10 protein-coding genes are annotated in these 22618 nt (G+C 63.8%); 8 read left to right on the top strand and 2 right to left on the bottom strand.

All coding sequences use genetic code 11. The features are described from left to right. The first annotated feature begins 34 nt into the window (after positions 1 to 34). The 3 genes from PSV38_RS05335 (at position 35) to PSV38_RS05325 (ending at position 4482) form a co-directional block, all read left to right on the top strand. On the top strand, positions 35 to 1477 hold the full coding sequence (locus PSV38_RS05335; RefSeq protein ID WP_300545653.1) for an aminoacyl-histidine dipeptidase: 1443 nt from the start codon (positions 35 to 37) through the stop codon (positions 1475 to 1477). Further along, on the top strand, positions 1474 to 2043 hold the full coding sequence (locus tag PSV38_RS05330) for a tRNA-uridine aminocarboxypropyltransferase (protein ID WP_300546029.1): 570 nt from the start codon (positions 1474 to 1476) through the stop codon (positions 2041 to 2043). Before PSV38_RS05335 ends, PSV38_RS05330 begins: the two co-directional genes overlap by 4 nt. Positions 2044 to 2169: 126 nt before the next feature. Continuing rightward, entirely contained in the window at positions 2170 to 4482 is a 2313-nt protein-coding gene (locus PSV38_RS05325; RefSeq protein ID WP_300545651.1) for an ATP-binding protein, read from the top strand. Here the strand turns inward: PSV38_RS05325 and PSV38_RS05320 are convergent. Then, positions 4386 to 5423, bottom strand: coding sequence for an NAD-dependent epimerase/dehydratase family protein (locus PSV38_RS05320; RefSeq protein WP_300545648.1), 1038 nt, complete (start codon positions 5421 to 5423; stop codon positions 4386 to 4388). The two genes, PSV38_RS05325 and PSV38_RS05320, sit on opposite strands and share 97 nt — an antisense overlap. Positions 5424 to 5520: 97 nt before the next feature. Here PSV38_RS05320 and PSV38_RS05315 point away from each other — a divergent pair, with 97 nt between their 5' ends. The 5 genes from PSV38_RS05315 to PSV38_RS05295 all read left to right on the top strand — a co-directional run bounded on the left by PSV38_RS05315 (position 5521) and on the right by PSV38_RS05295 (position 9940). Then, a complete protein-coding gene (locus PSV38_RS05315) occupies positions 5521 to 6429 on the top strand; it encodes a LysR family transcriptional regulator (protein WP_300545646.1) in 909 nt (302 codons plus the stop codon). 83 nt (positions 6430 to 6512) lie between these two features. Beyond that, complete coding sequence (locus PSV38_RS05310) at positions 6513 to 7496, top strand: ABC transporter substrate-binding protein (RefSeq protein ID WP_300545643.1); 984 nt, start codon at positions 6513 to 6515, stop codon at positions 7494 to 7496. A gap of 24 nt (positions 7497 to 7520) precedes the next feature. Continuing rightward, positions 7521 to 8264 carry an ABC transporter ATP-binding protein gene (locus PSV38_RS05305; RefSeq protein ID WP_300546027.1) on the top strand — a complete coding sequence of 248 codons (744 nt, stop codon included), beginning with the start codon at positions 7521 to 7523 and terminating at the stop codon, positions 8262 to 8264. Continuing rightward, on the top strand, positions 8261 to 9064 hold the full coding sequence (locus PSV38_RS05300) for an ABC transporter permease (RefSeq protein WP_300545641.1): 804 nt from the start codon (positions 8261 to 8263) through the stop codon (positions 9062 to 9064). Before PSV38_RS05305 ends, PSV38_RS05300 begins: the two co-directional genes overlap by 4 nt. A gap of 30 nt (positions 9065 to 9094) precedes the next feature. Then, positions 9095 to 9940, top strand: a complete 846-nt coding sequence (locus PSV38_RS05295; protein WP_300545638.1) for an urease accessory protein UreD — start codon at positions 9095 to 9097, stop codon at positions 9938 to 9940. Between the two features lie 14 nt (positions 9941 to 9954). Here PSV38_RS05295 and PSV38_RS05290 read toward each other — a convergent pair whose 3' ends face one another. Continuing rightward, positions 9955 to 22509, bottom strand: a complete 12555-nt coding sequence (locus tag PSV38_RS05290; RefSeq protein WP_300545635.1) for a DUF4347 domain-containing protein — start codon at positions 22507 to 22509, stop codon at positions 9955 to 9957. Between the last annotated feature and the right edge of the window lie 109 nt (positions 22510 to 22618).

Here is a 22618-nt window from a genome sequence, read left to right as displayed (position 1 = left end):
AGAATTCAGTTTTCGACCAGCACAAGGTATTTCGATGTTCAGCGAGTTGCAACCAAGCGCCGTGTGGGCCCACTTCGCCACGCTGTGCCGCATTCCCCGCCAGTCCAAGCAGGAAGACGCCTTGCGAGACCACCTGCAGGGCTGGGCCGTGCAGCTTGGCTTGGCCACGCAGGTCGATGCCGCTGGCAACCTGATCATCCGCAAGCCCGCCAGCCCGGGCCGCGAGCACGTGCCCGGCATGGTGCTGCAAGGGCACTTGGACATGGTCTGCCAGAAGAACAGCGACTCGGCACACGACTTCGCGCGCGACCCGATCAAAGCAGTGCTGCGCGACGGCCACCTCATCGCCGAGGACACCACGCTGGGCGCCGACAACGGCATGGGCGTGGCCATGATCCTGGCGGTGCTGGAAGACGCCACCTTGACCCACGGCCCGATCGAAGCGCTGTTTACCGTGGACGAAGAAGCCGGCATGGGTGGTGCGCAAGGCCTGGCCAGCGGCGTGCTGCAAGGCAGCGTGATGCTGAACCTGGACACCGAAGAATGGGGCGAGTTTTACCTGGGCTGCGCCGGTGGCATGGATGTGAACGTGTCCCGCCCCGGGCAGGCCCGGCCGCTGCCAGCCGGTCATGAAGCCTGGCGAGTGTCACTGCGCGGTCTGCGCGGAGGGCACTCGGGTGTCAACATCCATGAAGAGCGTGGCAACGCCATCAAGTTGCTGGTGCGGGTGCTGCACGACCTGGCACGACGCCACCCGCTGTGGCTGTCCGAGCTGCAAGGCGGCACCGCCCGCAACGCCCTGCCCCGCGAAGCCTTTGCCACCGTGGCCTTGCCAGCAGGAAGAGGCGCCCAGTTGGCCGATGAATTGCTGCGCTGGCAAAACCTGCTGGGCCAGGAATTGGCGGGCGTGGAATCCGGCTTGCAACTGAATGCGCAGGCCGCCTCGGCCACCCAAGTGCTGTCGGCCGAAGACCAAAGCATCTGGCTGAACACCTTGCATGCCAGCCCCCACGGCGTGCGGCGCATGAGCCAACGCGTGCCCGGTGTGGTCGAAACCTCGAACAACCTGGGCATGGTGGACCTGAAGCCGGGGGGCGGCCGCTGCAACTTCATGGTCCGCTCGCTGCTGGACAGTGGCAGCCGGGCGCTGGCCGACGAGATCGTCAGCCTGTGGGCACTGTCCGGCACGGCGGCTGAATCGGCGGGCCAGTACCCCGGTTGGACACCCAACCCGGACTCGGCCCTGCTGAAGCTGTGCCAACAGGTTTACCGAGACCAGTTCAAAGCCGAATCAGCCGTGCAGGTGATCCACGCTGGCCTGGAGTGCGGGATCATCGCAGCCAAGTACCCAGGCATGGACATCGTCTCTTTCGGGCCCACCATCCGGGGCGCCCATGCCCCTGGCGAATCCGTGGACGTGGCCTCGGTGGCGCGCACTTGGCAATTGCTGACCGCGATCCTGGCGGCGCACGCGTGAGGCCTGGCAGGCTGCAATGCACACGGTGTTTTCGGCCCGAAAGCGCCTGCATCTGCCAATGGGTCACGCCCCTCTCGACTCAGGCAGACGTGCTCATCCTTCAGCACCCACTCGAAGTCCACCATGCCAAGGGCAGCGCACGCCTGCTGCACCTCAGCCTGCCAGGCAGCCGCCTGGTCATTGGCGAGGCTTTTGACCCGCTGGCGCTTCAAGGCCTTCTGACCACGGACCGCGTCAATGTGCTGCTATACCCAGGTGATGCAGAAGAGGCGGCGCCTGGCCTCTTGCCGACCGACCCCAGCCAGATCCGCCTGGTCGTGCTGGATGGCACGTGGCGAAAAAGCCGCAAGATGCTGCACCTGAATCCAGCCTTGCACCAGCTGCCTCGCCTGGCGCTGCAGGCACCGCCGCCGTCTCATTACCTGATCCGCAAAGCGCACCGCCCCGGCCAGTTGTCCACGCTGGAAGCGACCTGCTTGGCGCTGCAACAACTGCAAGGTCCATCTGGCCGATTTGCCCCCTTGCTGGCGGCTTTTGACGGCTTCGTGGCCAGCCAGATCCGCTGATTCCGAACATGCCCTGCGGGCTTGTGGTCTACTGCCCTGGTGGACAGTTGTGTTGGTGTTGTGCCCGTTGCCGCTTCGTCCACTGGCGGCCAGTGTTCAAAACAAACATGCCTCTGGATTCACGCCATGATCAACTTCGTGCCACGAAGCATCAGCCCACGAAAAACCTGGACCTTCAAACGCGCAGCCGTCCCCTCGGTGCGCCAGGCCAACACATGGAGCATCCGCAGCAGCTTGGCTTTGTTGGCCGTGGCTTGCATCCTGCCTGGCGCTCTGATGTCCAGCTACTTCATCGTGTCGGACTACCGGCAGCAAAAAGCGCGGGCTGTCCAGGAAGCCATCGCCACAGCAAGGGCGGCTGCCGCCAGCCTGGACCGTGACCTGGCCAGCATCGAAGCGGGCCTGCATGTGCTGGCCATTTCCAGTGCGCTGGACACCGATGACTTGACAACATTCCACCGCCAGGCAAAGCAGGCCCTTCCTTTTCAGAACATCACCAACTATGTACTGATTGATGCCGAGGGTCGGCAGCGGCTCAACACCATACTTCCGCCCAATGCCCCTTTGCCCGCGAAAGGTGGGCCCTCGCAACTGCACGGCGTGTTCACCACCGGCAGCACCGTCGTGACTGACTTGTTCATGGGGCCCGCCACCGGCAAACCCATCCTGGCCATTGGCGTGCCCGTCACACGCAACGGCCGCATCATCTACAGCCTCAATGCCGGGATATTTCCGGACCGCCTGGCCAAGGTTCTACTGGCTCAACGGCTGCCCCCTGACTGGATTGGCGCCGTGGTGGATAGCCAAGGAAAAATAGTCGCACGCACGCACGAGCTGGCTCGATTCCAGGGCAAGCCTGCCGTGCCTGACCTGGTGCGCATGGCACGAGAACAGCGCGAAGGTGTGCTTGAAACCATCACCCTGGATGGCATTCCCGTGATCACGGCCTTCAGCCGATCCACGACCTGGAATTGGACCGTGGCAGTTGGCGTGCCCAAGGCCGGCCTGAATGCCGGGCTGAAACAATCCTTGGCCCTGCTGCTGCTCGCCAACACATTGCTGTCAGTAGCCGCGATGTGGCTGGCATGGCGCCTCGCTTTGGCCAAGGTGGTGTACCCGGCGCATCGCCTGCTGGCGCGCATGGGCAGCCTGTCACGTGGCGTGGATCCTGGGCCCCCTTCCAATGCCATGGCGAGCCACGAGTTTGTGGCGCTGGAGCAAGGTTTTTCAGAGATGGGCGAGCGCCTGCGGCAGCAAGAGCGGGAGCGTCGGGCCAAGGCGGCCGCCGAAGCCGCCAACCAGGCCAAAACCGATTTCCTGTCGCGCATGAGCCACGAGCTGCGCACACCATTGAATGCCGTTCTGGGTTTTGCGCAGGTGCTCAAGATGAACACGGCCGATCCACTCAGCACCCGGCAACTGGGCATGGTCAATCAGATTGAATCATCCGGATTGCACCTGCTAGAGATGATCTCCGACGTGCTCGACGTGTCGAAGATCGAAAGCGACGCGGTCGACTTGTTCATCGAGGACGTGGACGTGCGCACCCTGACGCGCGACTGCCAACAAATGCTGACCTCGCAAGTGCGGGAGGCCGGCGTGCACATGGAGATCATCACGCAAGACGGCGTGAGGCAGGTGCGCGCGGACCGTACCCGCCTCAAACAAGTGCTGTTGAACCTGCTCAGCAACGCCGTGAAGTACAACCGGCGCGGTGGCCAGGTCAGCCTGATCCTGCAGGCACACGACGGGCAATTGACCTTTCGGGTCAGAGACACCGGCATGGGCATGACACGGGAACAGGTTGAACACTTGTTTGAACCCTTCAACCGGCTAGGCCGCGAGAACACGGCCACACCCGGCACCGGCATTGGTCTGGTCATTTGCAAGCGGCTGCTGGAGTTGATGGGCAGCAGCTTGAGCGTGCGCACCATCGACAAGGAGGGCAGTGAGTTCCAGTTCACTCTGCCTGCCACGGGTTCCATTCAGGCGCAGAGCATCCCGGCCTCACCCATCCAAGACGCCAAGCCAGGCCAGCGCAAGGTGTTGTACGTGGAAGACCGCCAGACCAACCGCGACACCATGACCGCCATGCTGGGGCTGCGCCCACAGATCGATCTGATCTTTGAACACTCGGCACAGGCCGCCAAAGACCGACTTGAGCGCGAGGCCTTTGACCTGGTGATGCTGGATTTGCAGTTGCCCGATGGCCATGGGCTGAACCTCCTGGCCTGGTTGAGCGAGGACCGCCCGCCCCCCCGGCCACCCGTGGTCATCGTCTCTGCAGACGTCAGCGCCGACACCAAAGCCCGCGCAGAGCGGGCCGGTGCGGTGAGCTACCTTCAAAAGCCCCTGGATTTGAAGCTGACCCTGGAAATGCTGGATTCATTGCTGCACATGGACGCTGCGGGCAAGCAGCCCAGCTCCCACAAGCTTTGACGCACCGCCTCGTCCAATGGCGTGTGGGGTTCCTCGCCAATCACCGACCGCAACTTGCGGTTGTCCAGGCGCAAAGGCACTTGCCACAAATAGCGCATTTCGATGATCTCGCGCAGCAAGCTCACCAAAGGTGCGGCCAGGTAGATCAGCCACCACGGCAAGGCCTTGATCGGCAACTTGGGGTTGCCTGAAACCCGGCGGATTGACTCGGCCATGTCGATGCCGCGCGGTGTCCAATGCCCCTCAAAATGAAAAGTATCGAAAACGGGAAAACTTGACTGCACCTGGGCCAGGCGCACGATGGCCAAGGCCAGATCGGGTAGGTAGGCCCAGGCATGGCCCACCTCGGTGCTGCCCGGGAAAGCCACCGAACGCAAAGGCTGATTTGGCTTGACCATCAGGGTGGAAAACCACGAGCTGGGCGCATGGCCACCAAAGAAGTCGCCTGCCCGCACGACCAGCGAACGAACGCCTTGTGTCTGTGCTGCCTGAGCCAGCATCTGCTCCATCTCCACCCGCACAGCACCTTTGCGCGTTGTGGGATGCTGGGGTGATTCTTCGTTGACCACGGGCCAGGCATCAGGTCCGTAGTTGTAGACGTTGCCTGGAAAGATCAGGCGCGCACCACTGCTTCGAGCCGCTTCGATCGAATGGGCCAGCATGGGCAAGGCCAGCTCTCGCCAACGGGTGTATCGCGGCGGATTGGCACCGTGAAAAATGCAATCGACACCTTGGGCAGCCTTGACCACATCGGCTTGGTTCATGGCATCACCAACCCACCACTCAACGCCCTTCAAACCGGCTTGTGCAGGCTGCAGTTGCGTGGCGGCGGGTGGCTGGCGGGTCAAGGCCCGCACCTGCCAGCCCTGGGCCAGGAATGCCTGGGCCACTGCGCCACCCAGGCCCCCAGTGGCCCCAATCACCAAAGCTGTTTGACTCATCTGGATCACCGGTTGTTGCTTGCGATGATTTGGATCGTAGACAGCCGTGAACTGAACGGCAATTCGCTATTTTTGTTGACCTGTTATACATTTTTGCATGGACAGCAAACACATCGACTGGGGCTTGTACCGCTCCTTCCTGGCCGTGATGCGCGAGGGCAGCTTGTCAGGGGCTGCGCGCGCTTTAGGCATGACGCAACCCAGCATCGGTCGGCACATGGACGCCCTGGAACATGCCCTGGGCGTGACCTTGTTCATCCGCGCCCAGGGCGGGCTCACGCCCACGCCCGTGGCCACCGAATTGCTCGACTCGGTCGAGACCATGGCCGCTGCCGTGCAGCAAGCCGCGCGTGTGGCCTCCGGTGGCCGAGAAGAAGAGCGGGGCACCGTGCGCATCACGGCCAGCCAAATCATGGGGGGCGAGGTGCTGCCCGCGCTGTTGACCCAGTACAGGGAGCAGCATCCGCAAGTCACCATTGAATTGGTGCTGACCAACAAAAGTGAAGACCTGCTCAAGCGCGAGGCCGACATCGCCGTGCGCATGATCCGCCCTACCCAGCAGGCCTTGCTGGCCAAACGCCTGGGCCGCATCGACATTGGCATGTATGCCCATCAGGCCTACGTCAAAAAACACGGCCTGCCCAAGAGCCTGCTCGACCTGCGCCACCACGCCCTGATCGGCTCAGACCGCGATCCCACCATCGCGGCGTTGGCCAAGCAAATTGGCCTGCTCGTGTCACGCGATGATTTTGCCTTTCGCACCGACAGCGATCTGGCGCAGATGGCCGCGCTGCGGGCGGGCATGGGCATCGGCGGCTGTCAGATGGGCGTGGCCCGGCGCGAGCCTGCCCTGGTGCCGGTGCTGCCCGATGTGATGGTGTTCAGCCTGGACATGTGGCTGGTGACGCATTCAGGCCTGAAATCCAACCAACGGGTGATGGGTTTGTTCCGCTTCCTGAGCGAGGCCCTGAGTCGCTATTCGCAGTCCAGCCTCGGCAGTCCCTGAGCGGCCATCAGGCCCGGATTGATTGGCTTGCGCCATACTTGCGCATGGTCCCCACCATCCCGGAACACCCAATGGACTCCCCCATGAACAAGCGATTTCAGCGCACAAGCCTGGCTCTTTTGGCCTTGCTGTGCACCCCTTTGAGTCACGCGGCAGAAAAGTTCATTTACGTGACAAATTGGTATGCCCAGGCCGAACACGGCGGCTTCTACCAAGCGCAGGCCACCGGCCTGTATGCCAAAGCTGGTCTGGACGTCACCTTGAAGATGGGCGGGCCGCAGGTCAACATCATGCAATTGATGCTGGCCGGCCAGGCCGATTGCGTGATGGGCTACGACGTGCAGACCATCCAGTCCTGGGAGCAAGGCATCAAGGCCGTGACCGTGGCCGCCGCCTTCCAGAAAGACCCGGTGGTGCTGATTGCCCACCCCGATGTCAAGCAGTTGCCCGAGCTGAAAAGCCGCACCCTGCTGATTGGCAGCGCCGGCATGGTCACCTACTGGCCCTGGCTCAAAACCAAATACGGGTTCACCGACAGCCAGATGCGGCCCTACACCTTCAACATCCAGCCCTTTCTGGCCGACAAGGGCATTGCGCAGCAAGGCTACCTGGCGTCCGAGCCCTTTGCCATCCAGAAGGAGGGCAAGCTCAAACCCAGCGTCTTCATGCTGGCCGATGAAGGCTGGCCGCCCTATGCCACGGCCGTGGTCTGCATGGACAAGACCCTGAAAGAGCGGCCCAAGGCGGTGGCAGCTTTCGTCAAGGCCTCCATGGAGGGCTGGAAAAGCTACCTGACGGGCGACCCCTCTCCCGCCAATGCGCTGATCAAGAAAGACAACCCCAACATGACCGATGAGCAACTGGCCTACGGCATTGCCACCTTGAAAGACACCGGCACGGTGATGGGTGGCGACGCGGCCAAGCTGGGCATCGGCATCATCACGGACGAGCGCATGAAGCAGACCTACGACATGCTGGTCAAGCAAAAGCTGGTGGACCCGGTCAAGGTGCCGCTCAAACAGACCTACCGAACCGATTTCATCGCGCCGGCCAAGGTCATGCCCTGAGACCGGGAGCACGCCAGTTTGAGCATGCATCCAGCGATTGAAGTCCAGGGGGCCACGCAGGTCTACCCCAATGGCACGCAAGCCTTGCAGCCGGTGAACCTGTCGGTGGCCGAGGGCGAGTTCGTCACCCTGCTGGGCCCCTCGGGTTGCGGCAAGAGCACCTTGCTGCGCATGATGGCGGGCTTGCTGCTGCCCACGCAAGGCGGCATCGTCGTGCAGGGCAAACGCCTGTCCTTTGTGTTCCAGGATGCCACCTTGATGCCCTGGGCCAACGTGCAGGCCAATGTGCGCCTGCCGCTGGACCTGGCCCACCTGCCCAAGCCGCAGGCCGAAGCCCGCGTGGCGCGTGCGCTGTCGTTGGTGGGATTGCAAGGCGCTGCCCGGCAAAAGCCGCGCGAGCTGTCGGGCGGCATGCAGATGCGCGTGTCCATTGCCCGGGGCCTGGTGACCGAACCGCAGATTCTGCTGATGGACGAACCCTTTGGCGCCCTGGACGAGATCACGCGGCAGGGGCTGGACGACGAACTGCTGAAGCTTTGGCAGGCCCAAGGCTTGAGCGTGGTGTTCGTGACCCACTCGATCAGCGAAGCGGTGTACCTGTCGCAGCGCGTGGTCGTCATGGCGGTGCAACCGGGCCGCATCGTCGACGAAATCAGCATTGGCGCCCCCTACCCGCGCGGCGATGATTGGCGTGCCAGTGCGGCCTTTCACACGCTGGAGCGGCACCTGCGCCAATGCTTGAGCGACGCTTCCAAGGCGGTCGCATGAGCAGCGCATCAGCCTCTCGCCGAGAAGCCACCCTGCGCCTGGCCTTGCCGGTGCTGGCCGCCGCCTGCCTGCTGGGCGTGTGGCAAGCCTGGGTCACGCACTTTGACGTGCCATCCTACCTGGTGCCCTCGCCCTGGTTGATCGGCCAGACGCTGGTGGCAGACTGGGCCCTGCTGGGCGCGGCCTGGCTCGTGACCGCGAAGATCACCTTGCTGGCCTTTGCCGCCTCGATCCTGATTGGGAGCCTGATCGCCTTTGTGTTCGTGCAAAGCCGCTGGATCGAAGCTGCATTTTTTCCGTACGCGGTGCTGCTGCAAGTCACGCCCATCGTGGCCATCGCGCCGCTGATCATCATCTGGGTGAAGGACCCTACCTTGTCGCTGGTGGTGTGCGCCACGCTGGTGGCCTTGTTCCCCATCATTGCCAACACCACCACCGGTTTGCGCAGCATCAATCCCGGCCTGGCCGACTATTTCAAGCTGCAAGGGGCCAGCCGCTGGCAATTGCTGCTGCGGCTGCGCATCCCCAGTGCCCTGCCCTTTTTCATGGCGGGCCTGCGCATCTCGGGCGGCTTGTCCTTGATCGGGGCGGTGGTGGCCGAGTTCGTGGCGGGCACCGGGGGCACGGGCACCGGGCTGGCCTACCAGATCCTGCAATCGGGCTACCAGCTCAACATCCCGCGCATGTTCGCCGCGCTGCTGCTGATCACCCTGACAGGCGTTGGCCTGTTTGCCATGCTGTCCGCCTTGAGCCGGGCGGTGCTGGGCGGCTGGCACGAGTCGGCCCGGCCACTACACTGAGCGCCTTGCCTTGAACTTTGTTGTTGCCCCATGAGCTGGCTTGGCCACCTGAACCTGGATTACCGCCTTGACGGCCAGCGCACGATCGCGCACGACCTGCACCACGGGCCGCTGCGCGTGTTGCAGCGCCTTTACCCGGAAGGCGACGCCGTGTGCCACCACGTGCTGGTGCATCCGCCAGGCGGCATCGCCGGTGGTGACGTGCTGGAGATTGAAGCGCGGTTGGCGCCCGGCAGCCACGCCTTGATCACCACACCTGGGGCCACACGCTTTTACCGCAGCGCTGGCGAGTTGGCCCAGCAATCATTGATCGCCAAGGTGGCCGATGGCGCGCGGCTGGAATGGCTGCCGCTGGAAACCATCGCCTACCGAGGCTGCCGCGCCGAGAACCGCATGCGCTTTGAGCTGGCCCTTGGTGCCGAGATGATGGGCTGGGATGTGCTGGCCCTGGGCCTTCCGGCGGCGGGCGAGCTGTTCGACGACCCGGCCCATGCTGAGGGCCACTACACGCAGAGTATCGATCTGCCAGGCGTGTGGCTGGAACGCGGTACTGTCAAAGCCAACGACCATCGCTTGCTGGACAGCCCTCTGGGTTGGGCAGGCCACCGCGTGATGGCCACGCTTTGGTTTGCCACTGGCGGGGCCATGCCCAGCGCCCGTCGCGATGCCTTGCTGGACGGTGCCCGGGCCTTGATCGAGGCGCATGCCTTGAAAGCGCAAGCCGGTTGCACCAGCCCACACGATGAGGTGGTGGTGCTGCGCGTACTGGCGAATCGCGTGGAGCCCGCCATGCAATTGCTCACCGAGGTGCGGGCCTGTTGGCGTGATATGGCTTGGCAAATGGCGGCCTGCCCACCACGGGTCTGGCGGACCTGAACGCACACGGTCTCTCAGCCAATGCGCTCCAGGTCGCGGGGCATGGATGGTGCCTGGGCGCTGAAAAGGCCGGCTGCTTTCTCGTCCATGTGACGCTCGCCTTGGGGTGCCAAGGGGTCATTTTCCTCCTCATCATCGCCCTCGGGGCCATTGCTGAGGCCCATCACCGGCAAGGGGTCGATGGAGCGCCAGGCCGGTGTGCTGATCATCAAACTGGCCAGCAGGCCTGACATGCGCGCGGCCCACCACACAGCCCCCACCGAGACGACCGCGCCCGAAGTCTGCACGGCCACTTTCTGCACCTTGACCAACTGGTCATCAGGCGTCTCTGCGAAGTTCAATGAGGCAGCGTGTGCGCCACCATGGTCGGAGCCGGCATTCAAGGACAGGTTCAGGCCCAGACCACCCGCCCCTTCCTCGATGGGCTTCATGCCATTGATCGACGCCATGAAAGCCCGACCCGCGTTGAATGCCAGGTCCAGCCCCCCGAGATCCAGGCGGAAATTAAAACTCTGCCCCTGATAAGCCCCATTGAATGACGAGGTGCCGGCATAGCGAGCCAGCGCGCCACCCGCCCCTGACGAGCCATTCGAGGAGCTGGAGGCGCCCGTGGGTGGCAACCCGGACAAGTCACCCTGATCACCGACGCTGTCGCCGGTGCCTTGCTCCGTGCCGGGGTTGGTCACCACAACCGGGTCAGGAATGGGATCCATCGTCGGCGGCGTGACAGGGGTTGATGCGTCAATCACCGGGGCAGAATCGACAGGGGTTGATGGCGTCGTGGGGGTGCTGGTCCCCGTGCCCGGATTGACGATGATCACCTCGTCAACCGGCGGGCTCGCCACCGAGATCATCACTGTTCGCAGGCTGCTTTGCAGCTGGCCGTCAAACGCCACGTAGGTGAACTGGTCCATGCCCGAGAACCCGGCCGTCGCCTGGTAGTGCAGGCTGCCATCGCCCAGGATGGTCAGTTGGCCATGCGTCACGGTGTCCACGACTTGCACGGTCAAGGTGTCGCCGTCCAGGTCGGTCGCAGTACTCAGCAAGGTGCCGGTGTCCACGGTGACCGAAGGACTGGCCGCCATCAGCATGCTGCCCGCACCCAACAGCGGTGCGTCATTGACATTGGCCACGGTTGCGCTGGAAGCGCTGGTCATGGACTCGGCCGATCCATGCTGGTCCGTGTAGGTGGCCAGGACGCGGATCTGGGCGCCCACATCGGCTTGAGACAAGGCGTAGGTGGTGCCCGTGAGGCCCGTGTCCACGCCATTGCTCAGCCAATGGTAGGTGACGGTGCCCAAGCCATCGGCATCGGCCATGCTGCTGCTGGCGTTCAAGGTCTGGCCTTGGGCGGGTGTGCCACCGATGGTCACGGCACCGGTGGGGTCGTCGTTGACATTGGCGGTGGCCCCGGTGGCGCTGCTGGCCACGCCTTCGTTGGCGCCATGGCCATCGGTGTAGGTGGCTTGAACCGTCATGCTCGAGCCCACATCCGCTTCGGTCAGGACGTAGGTGCTGCCCGTGCTGCCAGTGTCCACGCCATCGCGCAGCCAGTGGTAGGTGATGGCGCCCAGCCCATCGGCGTCGGCCAGGTTGTGGCTGGCGGTCAAAGTCTGGCCTTGAGCGGCCGTGCCGGTGATGGTCACGGCCCCGGTGGGCAGGTCATTGATGTTGGCCACGGCAGTTGTGGCACCGCTGGTGATGGTCTCTGCTGTGCCGTGAGCATCGGTGTAAGTGGCCACGGCGGTCATGACGGCATCCACGTCGGATTCAGACAGCACATAGGTCGCGCCCGTGCTGCCAGTGTCCACACCGCCGCGGTACCAGTGGTAGGTGATGGCTCCCAGGCCGTCGATGTCGGCGATGTTGTTGCTCGCCGTCAGCGTTTGACCTTGCGTGGCCATCCCGCTGATGCTCACCGCGCCTGTCGGAGCATCATTCACATTGGCCACGGCGGAAGTGGCTGAGCTGGCCACCGATTCGGCCGTGCCATGGGCATCGGTGTAGGTGGCCACGGCCGTGATGACCGCACCCACGTCGGATTCGGACAGCCCGTAGGTCGTGCCCGTGCTGCCGGTGTCCACGCCGCCACGGTACCAGTGGTAGGTGATGGTCCCCAAGCCATCGATGTCAACGATGTTGTGGCTGGCCGTCAAGGTCTGCCCCTGCGTGGCCGTGCCGCTGATGGTCACAGCGCCTGTCGGCACATCGTTGACATTGGCCACGGCCGAGGTGGCCGAACTGGTCACCGATTCGGCCGTGCCGTGCGAATCGGTGTACGCGGCCACCACTGTGATGGCCGAGCCAACATCGGATTCGTTCAACACGTAGGTAGATCCAGTCGATCCCGTGTCCACACCGCCCCGATACCAGTGGTACGTGATCGCGCCCAGGCCATCAATGTCGGCAACGCTGTTGCTGGCCGTCAGCGTCTGGCCTTGCGTGGCCGTGCCGGTGATGGCAACGCTTCCGGTGGGCGCATCGTTGATGTTGGCCACGGCAGCGGTGGCCGTGCTGGTCATTGACTCGGCCGTGCCGTGCGCATCGGTGTAGGTGGCCACGGCTGTGATGGCGGCGCCCACATCAAATTCCGACAGCACATAAGTCGTGCCGGTGCTGCCGGTGTCCACCCCACCACGGTACCAGTGGTAGGTGATGGCGCCCAGACCATCGATGTCAGCCAGATTGGTGCTGGCCGTCAGCGTTTGGCTTTGCGTGGCTGTGCCGCTGATGGTCACCGTGCCCGTGGGCACATCGTTGAGGTTGGCCACGGCGGAAGTCACCGCACTGGTGACTGACTCGGCGGCGCCGTGCGCGTCGGTGTAGGTGGCCACCGCCGTCATGACTGCCCCCACGTCGGATTCGCTCAACACATAAGTGGCACCCGTCGATCCAGTGTCCACGCCACCACGGTACCAGTGGTAGGTGATCACCCCCAGGCCGTCGATGTCGGCCAGGTTGTTGCTGGCCGTCAGCGTTTGGCCTTGCGTGGCCGTGCCGCTGATCGTCACGCTGCCTGTGGGCGCATCATTGACGTTGGCCACGGCAGCGGTGGCTGCGCTGGTCACCGATTCAGCCGTGCCATGACCATCGGTGTACGTGGCCACTGCGGTGATGCCCGCACCCACGTCGGATTCGCTCAGCACGTAGGTGGTGCCTGTGCTGCCGGTGTCCACGCCTCCACGGTACCATTGGTAGGTGATCGTGCCCAAGCCGTCGATATCGACCAGGTTGTTGCTGGCCGTCAAGGTTTGGCCTTGGGTGGCCGTGCCGCTGATGGTGACGCTGCCTGTGGGTACATCGTTGACATTGGCCACGGCGGAGGTGGCCAAACTGGTCACCGATTCGGCGGTACCGTGCCCGTCCGTGTACGTGGCCACCGCGGTGATGACAGCCCCCACATCCGCCTGACCCAGAACATAGGTGGCGCCAGTGGATCCAGTGTCCACGCCACCACGGTACCAGTGGTAGGTGATGGTGCCCAGGCCATCCGCATCGGCCAGGTTGTCGCTGGCGGTCAATGTCTGGCCTTGGGTGGCCGCGCCCGTCACCGTCACGGTGCCGGTTGGCAGATCGTTCATGTCAAGCACTGCAGCTGTCGCTGCGCTCGTGACGACTTCATTGGCGCCATGCCCGTCCGTGTAGGTGGCTTGGACCGACATGGTCGCCCCCACATCGTCTTCGGTCAGTGCGTAGGTTGCGCCAGTGCTGCCAGTGTCCACGCCATCGCGCAGCCAGTGGTAGGTGATGGCCCCCAGACCATCCGCATCGGCAATGCTGTTGCTCGCGGTGAGGGTGTTGCCCTGCATGACCGTCCCTGCGATGGTCACGGAGCCCGTCGGACTGTCGTTGACATTGGCCACGCTGGCTGTCGCGCTGCTGGTCACCGTCTCCAATGTGCCATGGCCATCGGTGTAGCTGGCCTGAGCGGAAATGACCTTGCCCACATCCGCTTCGGTCAGCACGTAGGTGCCGCCAGTGCTGCCGGTGTCCACGCCATCACGCAACCAGTGGTAAGTGATCGCCCCAAGGGCATCTGCATCGGCCAGGTTGTTGCCGGCGGTCAAGGTCTGGCCTTGGGTGGCCGTTCCCGTGACCGTGACCATGCCGGTGGGCGCATCGTTGACGTTGGTCACGGAGGCGGTGGCCGTGCTGGTCACCGACTCGGCCGTGCCATGCCCGTCCGTGTACGTGGCCACGGCCGTGATGACGGCGCCCACGTCGGATTCAGACAGCACGTAGGTGGTGCCCGTGCTGCCGGTGTCCACACCTCCACGGTACCAATGGTAGGTGATCGCGCCCAGGCCATCGATGTCGGCCAGGTTGTCACTGGCCGTCAAGGTCTGGCCTTGCGTGGCCGTGCCGCTGATGGTCACCGTGCCAGTGGGCGCATCATTGACATTGGCCACCGCCGATGTGGCCGCACTGGTCACCGACTCGGCGGCACCATGTGCGTCGGTGTAGGTGGCCACGGCCGTCATGACGGCACCCACGTCGGACTCAGACAGCACGTAGGTGGCGCCAGTCGATCCCGTGTCGACACCGCCACGGTACCAGTGGTAGGTGATCGTGCCCAGGCCGTCGATGTCGGCGATGTTGTTGCTGGCCGTCAGCGTCTGGCCTTGTGTGGCCGTGCCGCTGATGGTCACCGCGCCCGTGGGCGCATCGTTGACATTGGCCACCGCCGCCGTGGCCGCGCTGGTCACTGATTCACTCGCACCATGACTATCGGTGTAGGTGGCCACCGCCGTGATGACCGTACCCACGTCCGATTCGCTCAGCACATAAGTCGTGCCAGTCGATCCCGTGTCCACACCACCACGGTACCAGTGGTAGGTGATCGCGCCCAATCCGTCGATGTCGCCAATGTTGTTGCTGGCCGTCAGCGTCTGCCCCTGCGTGGCCGTGCCGCTGATGCTCACCGCGCCTGTGGGCGCATCGTTGACATTGACCACCGCCGCCGTGGCCGCACTGGTCACCGATTCGGCCGTGCCGTGCGCATCGGTGTAGGTGGCCACGGCCGTGATGGCCGATCCCACGTCAGATTCAGACAGCACATAAGTCGTGCCCGTGCTGCCCGTGTCCACTCCACCACGGTACCAGTGGTAGGTGATCGCGCCCAGGCCGTCGATGTCGCTAATGTTGTTGCTGGCTGTCAGCGTCTGCCCCTGCGTGGCCGTGCCGCTGATGCTCACCGCGCCCGTGGGCACATCATTGACATTGGCCACGGCCGCCGTGGCCACACTGGTCACTGATTCACTCTCACCATGACCATCGGTGTAGGTGGCCACCGCCGTCATGATGGCGCCCACGTCGGACTCAGACAACACGTAGGTGGTGCCCATGCTGCCCGTGTCCACGCCACCACGGTACCAGTGGTAGGTGATCGCGCCCAAGCCGTCGATGTCGGCAATGTTGTTGCTGGCCGTCAGCGTCTGGCCTTGTGTGGCCGTGCCGCTGATGGTCACCGCACCCGTGGGCGCATCGTTGACATTGGCCACCGCCGCCGTGGCCGCACTGGTCACCGATTCGGCCGTGCCGTGCGCATCGGTGTACGTGACCACCGCCGTGATGACCTCGCCCACGTCAGATTCAGAAAGCACGTAGGTCGGGCCCGTGATGCCAGTGTCCACACCACCACGGTACCAGTGGTAAGTGATGGTGCCCAGGCCATCGATATCGGCGATGTTGTTGCTGGCCGTCAGCGTTTGGCCCTGCGTGGCCGTACCGCTGATGGTCACCGCACCTGTGGGGGCATCGTTGACGTTGGCCACTGCCGCCGTGGCCGAACTGGTGACTGACTCGCTGGCGCCATGGGCATCGGTGTACGTGGCCACCGCCGTGATGACCGCGCCCACGTCCGACTCGGCCAATACGTAGGTGGCCCCAGTCGATCCCGTGTCCACACCGCCACGGTACCAGTGGTAGGTGATCGCACCCAGGCCATCGATGTCGGCAATGTTGTTGCTCGCCGTCAGCGTCTGGCCTTGTGTGGCCGTGCCGCTGATGGTCACAGAGCCTGTCGGCGCATCGTTGACGTTGGCCACTGCCGCCGTGGCCGAACTGGTGACAGACTCGCTGGCGCCATGGCCATCCGTGTACGTCGCCACCGCTGTGATGACCGCGCCCACGTCCGACTCGGCCAATACGTAGGTGGCCCCAGTCGATCCCGTGTCCACACCGCCACGGTACCAGTGGTAGGTGATCGCACCCAGGCCATCGATGTCGGCAATGTTGTTGCTCGCCGTCAGCGTCTGGCCTTGTGTGGCCGTGCCGCTGATGGTCACAGAGCCTGTCGGCGCATCGTTGACGTTGGCCACGGCTGCCGTGGCTGAGCTGGTCACTGATTCACTCTCACCATGACCATCGGTGTAGGTGGCCACCGCCGTCATGATGGCGCCCACGTCGGACTCAGACAACACGTAGGTGGTGCCCGTGCTGCCCGTGTCCACGCCACCACGGTACCAGTGGTAGGTGATCGCACCCAGGCCATCAATGTCGGCAATGTTGTTGCTGGCCGTCAACGTTTGGCCTTGTGTGGCCGTGCCGCTAATGGCCACCGCGCCCGTGGGTGCATCGTTGACGTTGGCCACTGCCGCCGTGGCCGAACTGGTGACAGACTCGCTGGCGCCATGGCCATCCGTGTACGTCGCCACCGCTGTGATGACCGCGCCCACGTCCGACTCGGCCAATACGTAGGTGGCCCCAGTCGATCCCGTGTCCACACCGCCACGGTACCAATGGTAGGTGATCGCACCCAGGCCATCGATGTCGGCAATGTTGTTGCTGGCCGTCAGCGTTTGGCCTTGTGTGGCCGTGCCGCTGATCGTCACAGAGCCTGTTGGCGCATCGTTGACATTGACCACCGACGCCGTGGCCGCGCTGGTCACCGATTCGACTGTGCCGTGCCCGTCCGTGTACGTGGCCACCGCCGTGATGACCGCACCCACGTCGGATTCGCTCAGAACATAAGTGGTCCCAGTCGATCCCGTGTCCACACCGCCACGGTACCAGTGGTAGGTGATCGCACCCAGGCCATCAATGTCGGCAATGTTGTTGCTGGCCGTCAGCGTCTGGCCTTGTGTGGACGTGCCGCTGATCGTCACAGAGCCTGTTGGCGCATCGTTGACATTGGCCACGGCTGCCGTGGCTGAGCTGGTGACTGATTCGGCCGTGCCATGGGCATCGGTGTACGTGGCCACCGCCGTCATGATGGCGCCCACGTCGGACTCAGACAACACGTAGGTGGTGCCCGTGCTGCCAGTGTCCACACCACCACGGTACCAGTGGTAAGTGATCGCGCCCAGGCCGTCGATGTCGCCAATGTTGTTGCTGGCCGTCAGCGTCTGCCCCTGCGTGGCCGTGCCGCTGATCGTCACAGAGCCTGTTGGCGCATCGTTAACATTGGCCACGGCGGAAGTTGCCGCGCTGGGGACTGACTCACTGGCGCCATGGCCATCGGTGTAGGTAGCCACCGCCGTGATGACCGCGCCCACGTCCGATTCAGACAGTACATAAGTCGTGCCCGTGCTGCCGGTGTCCACACCGCCACGGTACCAATGGTAGGTGATCGCGCCCAGGCCGTCGATGTCGGCAATGTTGTTGCTGGCCGTCAGCGTCTGGCCTTGTGTGGCCGTGCCGCTGATCGTCACAGAGCCTGTTGGCGCATCGTTGACATTGACCACCGACGCCGTGGCCGCGCTGGTCACCGATTCGACTGTGCCGTGCCCGTCCGTGTACGTGGCCACCGCCGTGATGACCGCACCCACGTCGGATTCGCTCAGCACATAAGTGGTCCCAGTCGATCCCGTGTCCACACCACCACGGTACCAGTGGTAGGTGATCGCGCCCAGGCCGTCGATGTCGGCAATGTTGTTGCTGGCCGTCAGCGTTTGGCCTTGTGTGGCCGTGCCGCTGATCGTCACAGAGCCTGTTGGCGCATCGTTGACATTGACCACCGACGCCGTGGCCGCGCTGGTCACCGATTCGACTGTGCCGTGCCCGTCCGTGTACGTGGCCACCGCCGTGATGACCGCACCCACGTCCGATTCGCTCAGCACATAAGTGGTCCCAGTCGATCCCGTGTCCACACCGCCACGGTACCAATGGTAGGTGATCGCACCCAGGCCATCGATGTCGGCAATGTTGTTGCTGGCCGTCAGCGTTTGGCCTTGTGTGGCCGTGCCGCTGATCGTCACAGAGCCTGTTGGCGCATCGTTGACATTGACCACCGACGCCGTGGCCGCGCTGGTCACCGATTCGACTGTGCCGTGCCCGTCCGTGTACGTGGCCACCGCCGTGATGACCGCACCCACGTCCGATTCGCTCAGCACATAAGTGGTCCCAGTCGATCCCGTGTCCACACCGCCACGGTACCAGTGGTAGGTGATCGCGCCCAATCCATCGATGTCGCCAATGTTGTTGCTGGCCGTCAGCGTCTGCCCCTGCGTGGCCGTGCCGCTGATGCTCACCGCGCCTGTGGGCGCATCGTTGACATTGACCACCGCCGCCGTGGCCGCACTGGTCACCGATTCGGCCGTGCCGTGCGCATCGGTGTAGGTGGCCACGGCCGTGATGGCCGATCCCACGTCAGATTCAGACAGCACATAAGTCGTGCCCGTGGAGCCTGTGTCCACACCGCCACGGTACCAGTGGTAAGTGATCGCGCCCAGGCCGTCGATGTCGCCAATGTTGTTGCTGGCCGTCAGCGTCTGGCCTTGTGTGGCAGTGCCGCTGATGGTCACCGCGCCCGTGGGCGCATCGTTGACGTTGGCCACGGCGGCGGTGGCCGAACTGGTCACTGATTCGGCCGCGCCATGCGCATCGGTGTAGGTGGCCACTGCCGTGATGGCGGCGCCCACGTCCGATTCGCTCAGAACATAAGTGGTCCCAGTCGATCCCGTGTCCACGCCGCCACGGTACCAATGGTAGGTGATGGTGCCCAGGCCATCAATGTCGGCAATGTTGTTGCTGGCCGTCAGCGTCTGGCCTTGTGTGGCCGTGCCGCTGATGGTCACAGTGCCTGTTGGCGCATCGTTGACATTGGCCACGGCCGTCGTGGCTGAGCTGGTCACCGATTCGGCTGTGCCGTGCCCGTCGGTGTACGTGGCCACGGCCGTGATGACCGCACCCACGTCGGATTCGCTCAGAACATAAGTGGTCCCAGTCGATCCCGTGTCCACACCGCCACGGTACCAGTGGTAGGTGATCGCGCCCAATCCATCGATGTCGCCAATGTTGTTGCTGGCCGTCAGCGTCTGCCCCTGCGTGGCCGTGCCGCTGATGCTCACCGCGCCTGTGGGCGCATCGTTGACATTGACCACCGCCGCCGTGGCCGCACTGGTCACCGATTCGGCCGTGCCGTGCGCATCGGTGTAGGTGGCCACGGCCGTGATGGCCGATCCCACGTCAGATTCAGACAGCACATAAGTCGTGCCCGTGGAGCCTGTGTCCACACCGCCACGGTACCAGTGGTAAGTGATCACGCCCAGGCCGTCGATGTCGGCGATGTTGTTGCTGGCCGTCAGCGTCTGGCCTTGTGTGGCCGTGCCCGTGATGGTCACGGTGCCGGTCGGGCTGTCATTGACGTTGGCCACAGCCGCCGTGGCCGAACTGGTCACCGTCTCAGCAGTTCCATGAACATCGGTGTACGTGGCCTTGGCCACGATTGTTGAGCCGACATCAGCCTCACTCAGCACATAAGTTGTTCCGGTGGAGCCTGTGTCTACACCCCCTCTGAACCAGTGGTAGGTGATCGCGCCCAGGCCATCGATGTCGGCGATGTTGTTGCTCGCCGTCAGCGTCTGGCCTTGTGTGGCCGTGCCGCTGATGGTCACACTTCCGGTAGGCGCATCATTGACGTTGGCCACGGCCGCCGTGGCTGAGCTGGTCACTGATTCGGCCGTACCATGGCCATCGGTGTACGTGGCCACCGCCGTCATGACGGCGCCCACGTCCGATTCAGACAGCACATAAGTCGTGCCCGTGCTACCGGTGTCAACACCACCACGGTACCAGTGGTAGGTGATCGCACCCAGGCCGTCGATGTCGGCAATATTATTGCTGGCCGTCAGCGTTTGACCTTGCGTGGCCGTGCCGCTGATGGTCACACTTCCGGTAGGCGCATCGTTGACGTTGGCCACGGCGGAAGTGGCCGAGCTGGTGACGGTCTCCGCCGCCCCATAGGCATCGGTGTAAGTCGCCCGAACCGACATGACGGCGCCCACATCCGCCTCGGTCAGCGCATACGTGCTGCCGGTTGCGGCGGTATCAACACCGCCACGCAGCCAATGGTAGGTGATGGTGCCCAGGCCATCGGCATCGGCGATGCTGTTGCTGGCGGTCAGCGTCTGGTTCTGGGTGACCGTTCCACTGATCGACACCGAGCCTGTCGGCGAATCGTTGACCGCCGTGATGTTGATGGTGGCCGTGTCGTTGCCCGTCAAGGTGCCACCACTGCCACTGTTGCCCAAGTCGCTGGCGGTCAAGGTCAAGGTGACGCTGGCCGGTGGCGCATCGCTGCTCATGATGAAGGTCAGCGTGCCGCTCAAGCTACCCGCCAGAAGGTTGTTGATCTGAGCGAGGGTGCCGCTCAAGGTCAACGTGCTGGTACCTGAGCCGCCAATCGTGACACCGGTGGTACCCGCCGCCGCGGTCAAGGTGCCCGACGTCACGCTGATGGTCGCCTGGACACTGCTGCTGCCTGCATCCACATCGGCCATGCTCAAGCCGGTGCCGTGCAAGGTCAGGCTGACCTGCTCGGTGGCGCTGTAGCTGGTGGGCGTGATCGTGGCCGTGGGGGCATCGTTGACCCGCGATACCGACAGGGTCGTCGTGGCCGTGGTGCTGTTGCCGCCATAGGGATCCGAAGCCACGAAGTTGATCGTGCGGCTAGTGGTAGTCGGGTTGTCCGAGGAGTTGTTGTACTGGATCGTGCGCAACACGGTCTGGTAGTGCGCGGCCGTGTCTGAACCCGACAAAGTCAGCACACCCGTGCCGCTGTTGTAAGAGGCAGTGATGCTGGTGCCGGTCGTGGTGGCGGACAAGGACTCGGCCGCGCCATCCAGCAGGTTCGAGATGGTCACCGTCATGCCCGACAGGTTGGGGCTGATGGTGTTGCTGCCTGCCGTCACTGTGGCATCGCTGTCGATGATGTTGACCGCCGTTTGCTCTGTGAAGGCCGCGGTGTAGTTGCTGCCCGTCGCGCCCGAGCTGTTGTTCGCGTCCAGGTCCAATGCCGGCGGCGTGGGCGGGGTGTAGGTCACCGTGAGCTTGGGACGTTGGGTGGACGTGGCCCCTTCCGAACTGACGATGGTCCAGTCGTCCGCATTCGAGGCCCCGGTCACGATCACCCAACCATAGTTGGCCTGGCCATTCACCCAGGCCTGAACCGATGAAGCCAGTCCGGTGAAGTCAACCGATCCTGACGTGCCGGCATCCAGCGTGTACAGGCCTGTGCTGCTCGCCTCCACATTGTTGGTGGCCACGCCGCTGCCCAATGAACTGAAGGTCGAGGCCTCGGTCCAGTTGATCAACATCTGGTGAATGGTGACGTTGTCACCCGCATCGTGATTGGTCACATACACCGTCAAGGTCGCTGCGGTGATCGTGGAACCAGCAGGTATCTGCCCGGCGCCAATGATGTTGTCAAACCGGATCAGGGTCTGCATGTCATTGGGCGTTCCATCGTCCACCTTCAAGCTGGTGCTTGCGCCATAGTTGGTCGATGAGTTGGCGGTGTCGATGTAGGTATCTTGGGTTCCGGTGTAGCTGCTGACGCCCTCCTGGAAGGTGGCGGTGGCGAGCACATGGCTCCAGCTTTGCTGTGCTTGCGCAGAAAGCACCACCGCACTTTCCACCTGACCCGCTTCGTATTCCAGCGTCCAGTCGCCACCCAACAGGGCGGAGCCCGTCAAGTCATCGCTGGCCGCCACATCAGCCCCCGTGAGCAATGCCAGGTTGTCAACCAGCGCCCTGCCCTCGCTGGAGCTGGCCAGGTCACAGCCATACAGGAGCAGATCCGCGTCGGCGGACAAGGCACCGCCCCAGGAAGCCACTTCGCCCATGTGCGCGGTGAGCCAGGCGCCGTCCAGTCGTCCACTGCCAAGCTGCAAGCCGCTCGCATCGCCGTGACTGATGATGTGCAAGGCATCGATGCCTTCGCGGCCCTTCAGAACCTCGGCAATTTGTGAAACGCCGTCACTCTGGGCATCGATCCAATGCACTTCCAGCGTGCGGCCAACCATGGTCTGGCTCTGCAGAAGGGCCAGCAACTGATCGGCCTCGGGCACGCTGGCATCGATGAACACCAGCTCCAGAGAGCCCTCCACGTCAGACTCTTCGCCAGCGGCCTTGGCTTGCGTGATTTCGTCATTGCCCTGACTGGTCACGGGCGTGGCTGGCATGACCACAACCTGCGCCGATGATGGCCCGCTGGCGTGATCACCGGAGGCGTCCGCCAGAGCACCGATCAGGTCCGCGCTGTAGAGGATGCGGGCCTCCAGCTCCTCCATTTGGCCATCGAAGCCACCTGGACGAACGACCGCGCCCGACTTGAGCTTGCGCGTCATGTCTGGTGGTCTTTCAGGCGGGATTCACACACGTCGGGGCCTCTCTGGCAGCATGAGTTCAGATGCAAGAGCCCACTCCGACCTCAGAGAAGCGGAATCGGCATTGCAC

The sequence above is a fragment of the Aquabacterium sp. genome, assembly GCF_029946005.1.
GTDB lineage: Bacteria > Pseudomonadota > Gammaproteobacteria > Burkholderiales > Burkholderiaceae_C > Aquabacterium.
This window is presented reverse-complemented; position numbering and strand designations above follow the sequence as displayed.

What these genes read in the sequence shown, in the direction of transcription:
- PSV38_RS05305 (WP_300546027.1), top strand. Translation starts at nt 7,521, where the DNA reads ATGCATCCAGCGATTGAAGTCCAGGGGGCCACGCAGGTCTACCCCAAT.
- PSV38_RS05325 (WP_300545651.1), top strand. Translation starts at nt 2,170, where the DNA reads ATGATCAACTTCGTGCCACGAAGCATCAGCCCACGAAAAACCTGGACC.
- PSV38_RS05290 (WP_300545635.1), bottom strand. Translation starts at nt 22,509, where the DNA reads ATGACGCGCAAGCTCAAGTCGGGCGCGGTCGTTCGTCCAGGTGGCTTC.
- PSV38_RS05295 (WP_300545638.1), top strand. Translation starts at nt 9,095, where the DNA reads ATGAGCTGGCTTGGCCACCTGAACCTGGATTACCGCCTTGACGGCCAG.
- PSV38_RS05310 (WP_300545643.1), top strand. Translation starts at nt 6,513, where the DNA reads ATGAACAAGCGATTTCAGCGCACAAGCCTGGCTCTTTTGGCCTTGCTG.
- PSV38_RS05315 (WP_300545646.1), top strand. Translation starts at nt 5,521, where the DNA reads ATGGACAGCAAACACATCGACTGGGGCTTGTACCGCTCCTTCCTGGCC.
- PSV38_RS05335 (WP_300545653.1), top strand. Translation starts at nt 35, where the DNA reads ATGTTCAGCGAGTTGCAACCAAGCGCCGTGTGGGCCCACTTCGCCACG.
- PSV38_RS05300 (WP_300545641.1), top strand. Translation starts at nt 8,261, where the DNA reads ATGAGCAGCGCATCAGCCTCTCGCCGAGAAGCCACCCTGCGCCTGGCC.
- PSV38_RS05320 (WP_300545648.1), bottom strand. Translation starts at nt 5,423, where the DNA reads ATGAGTCAAACAGCTTTGGTGATTGGGGCCACTGGGGGCCTGGGTGGC.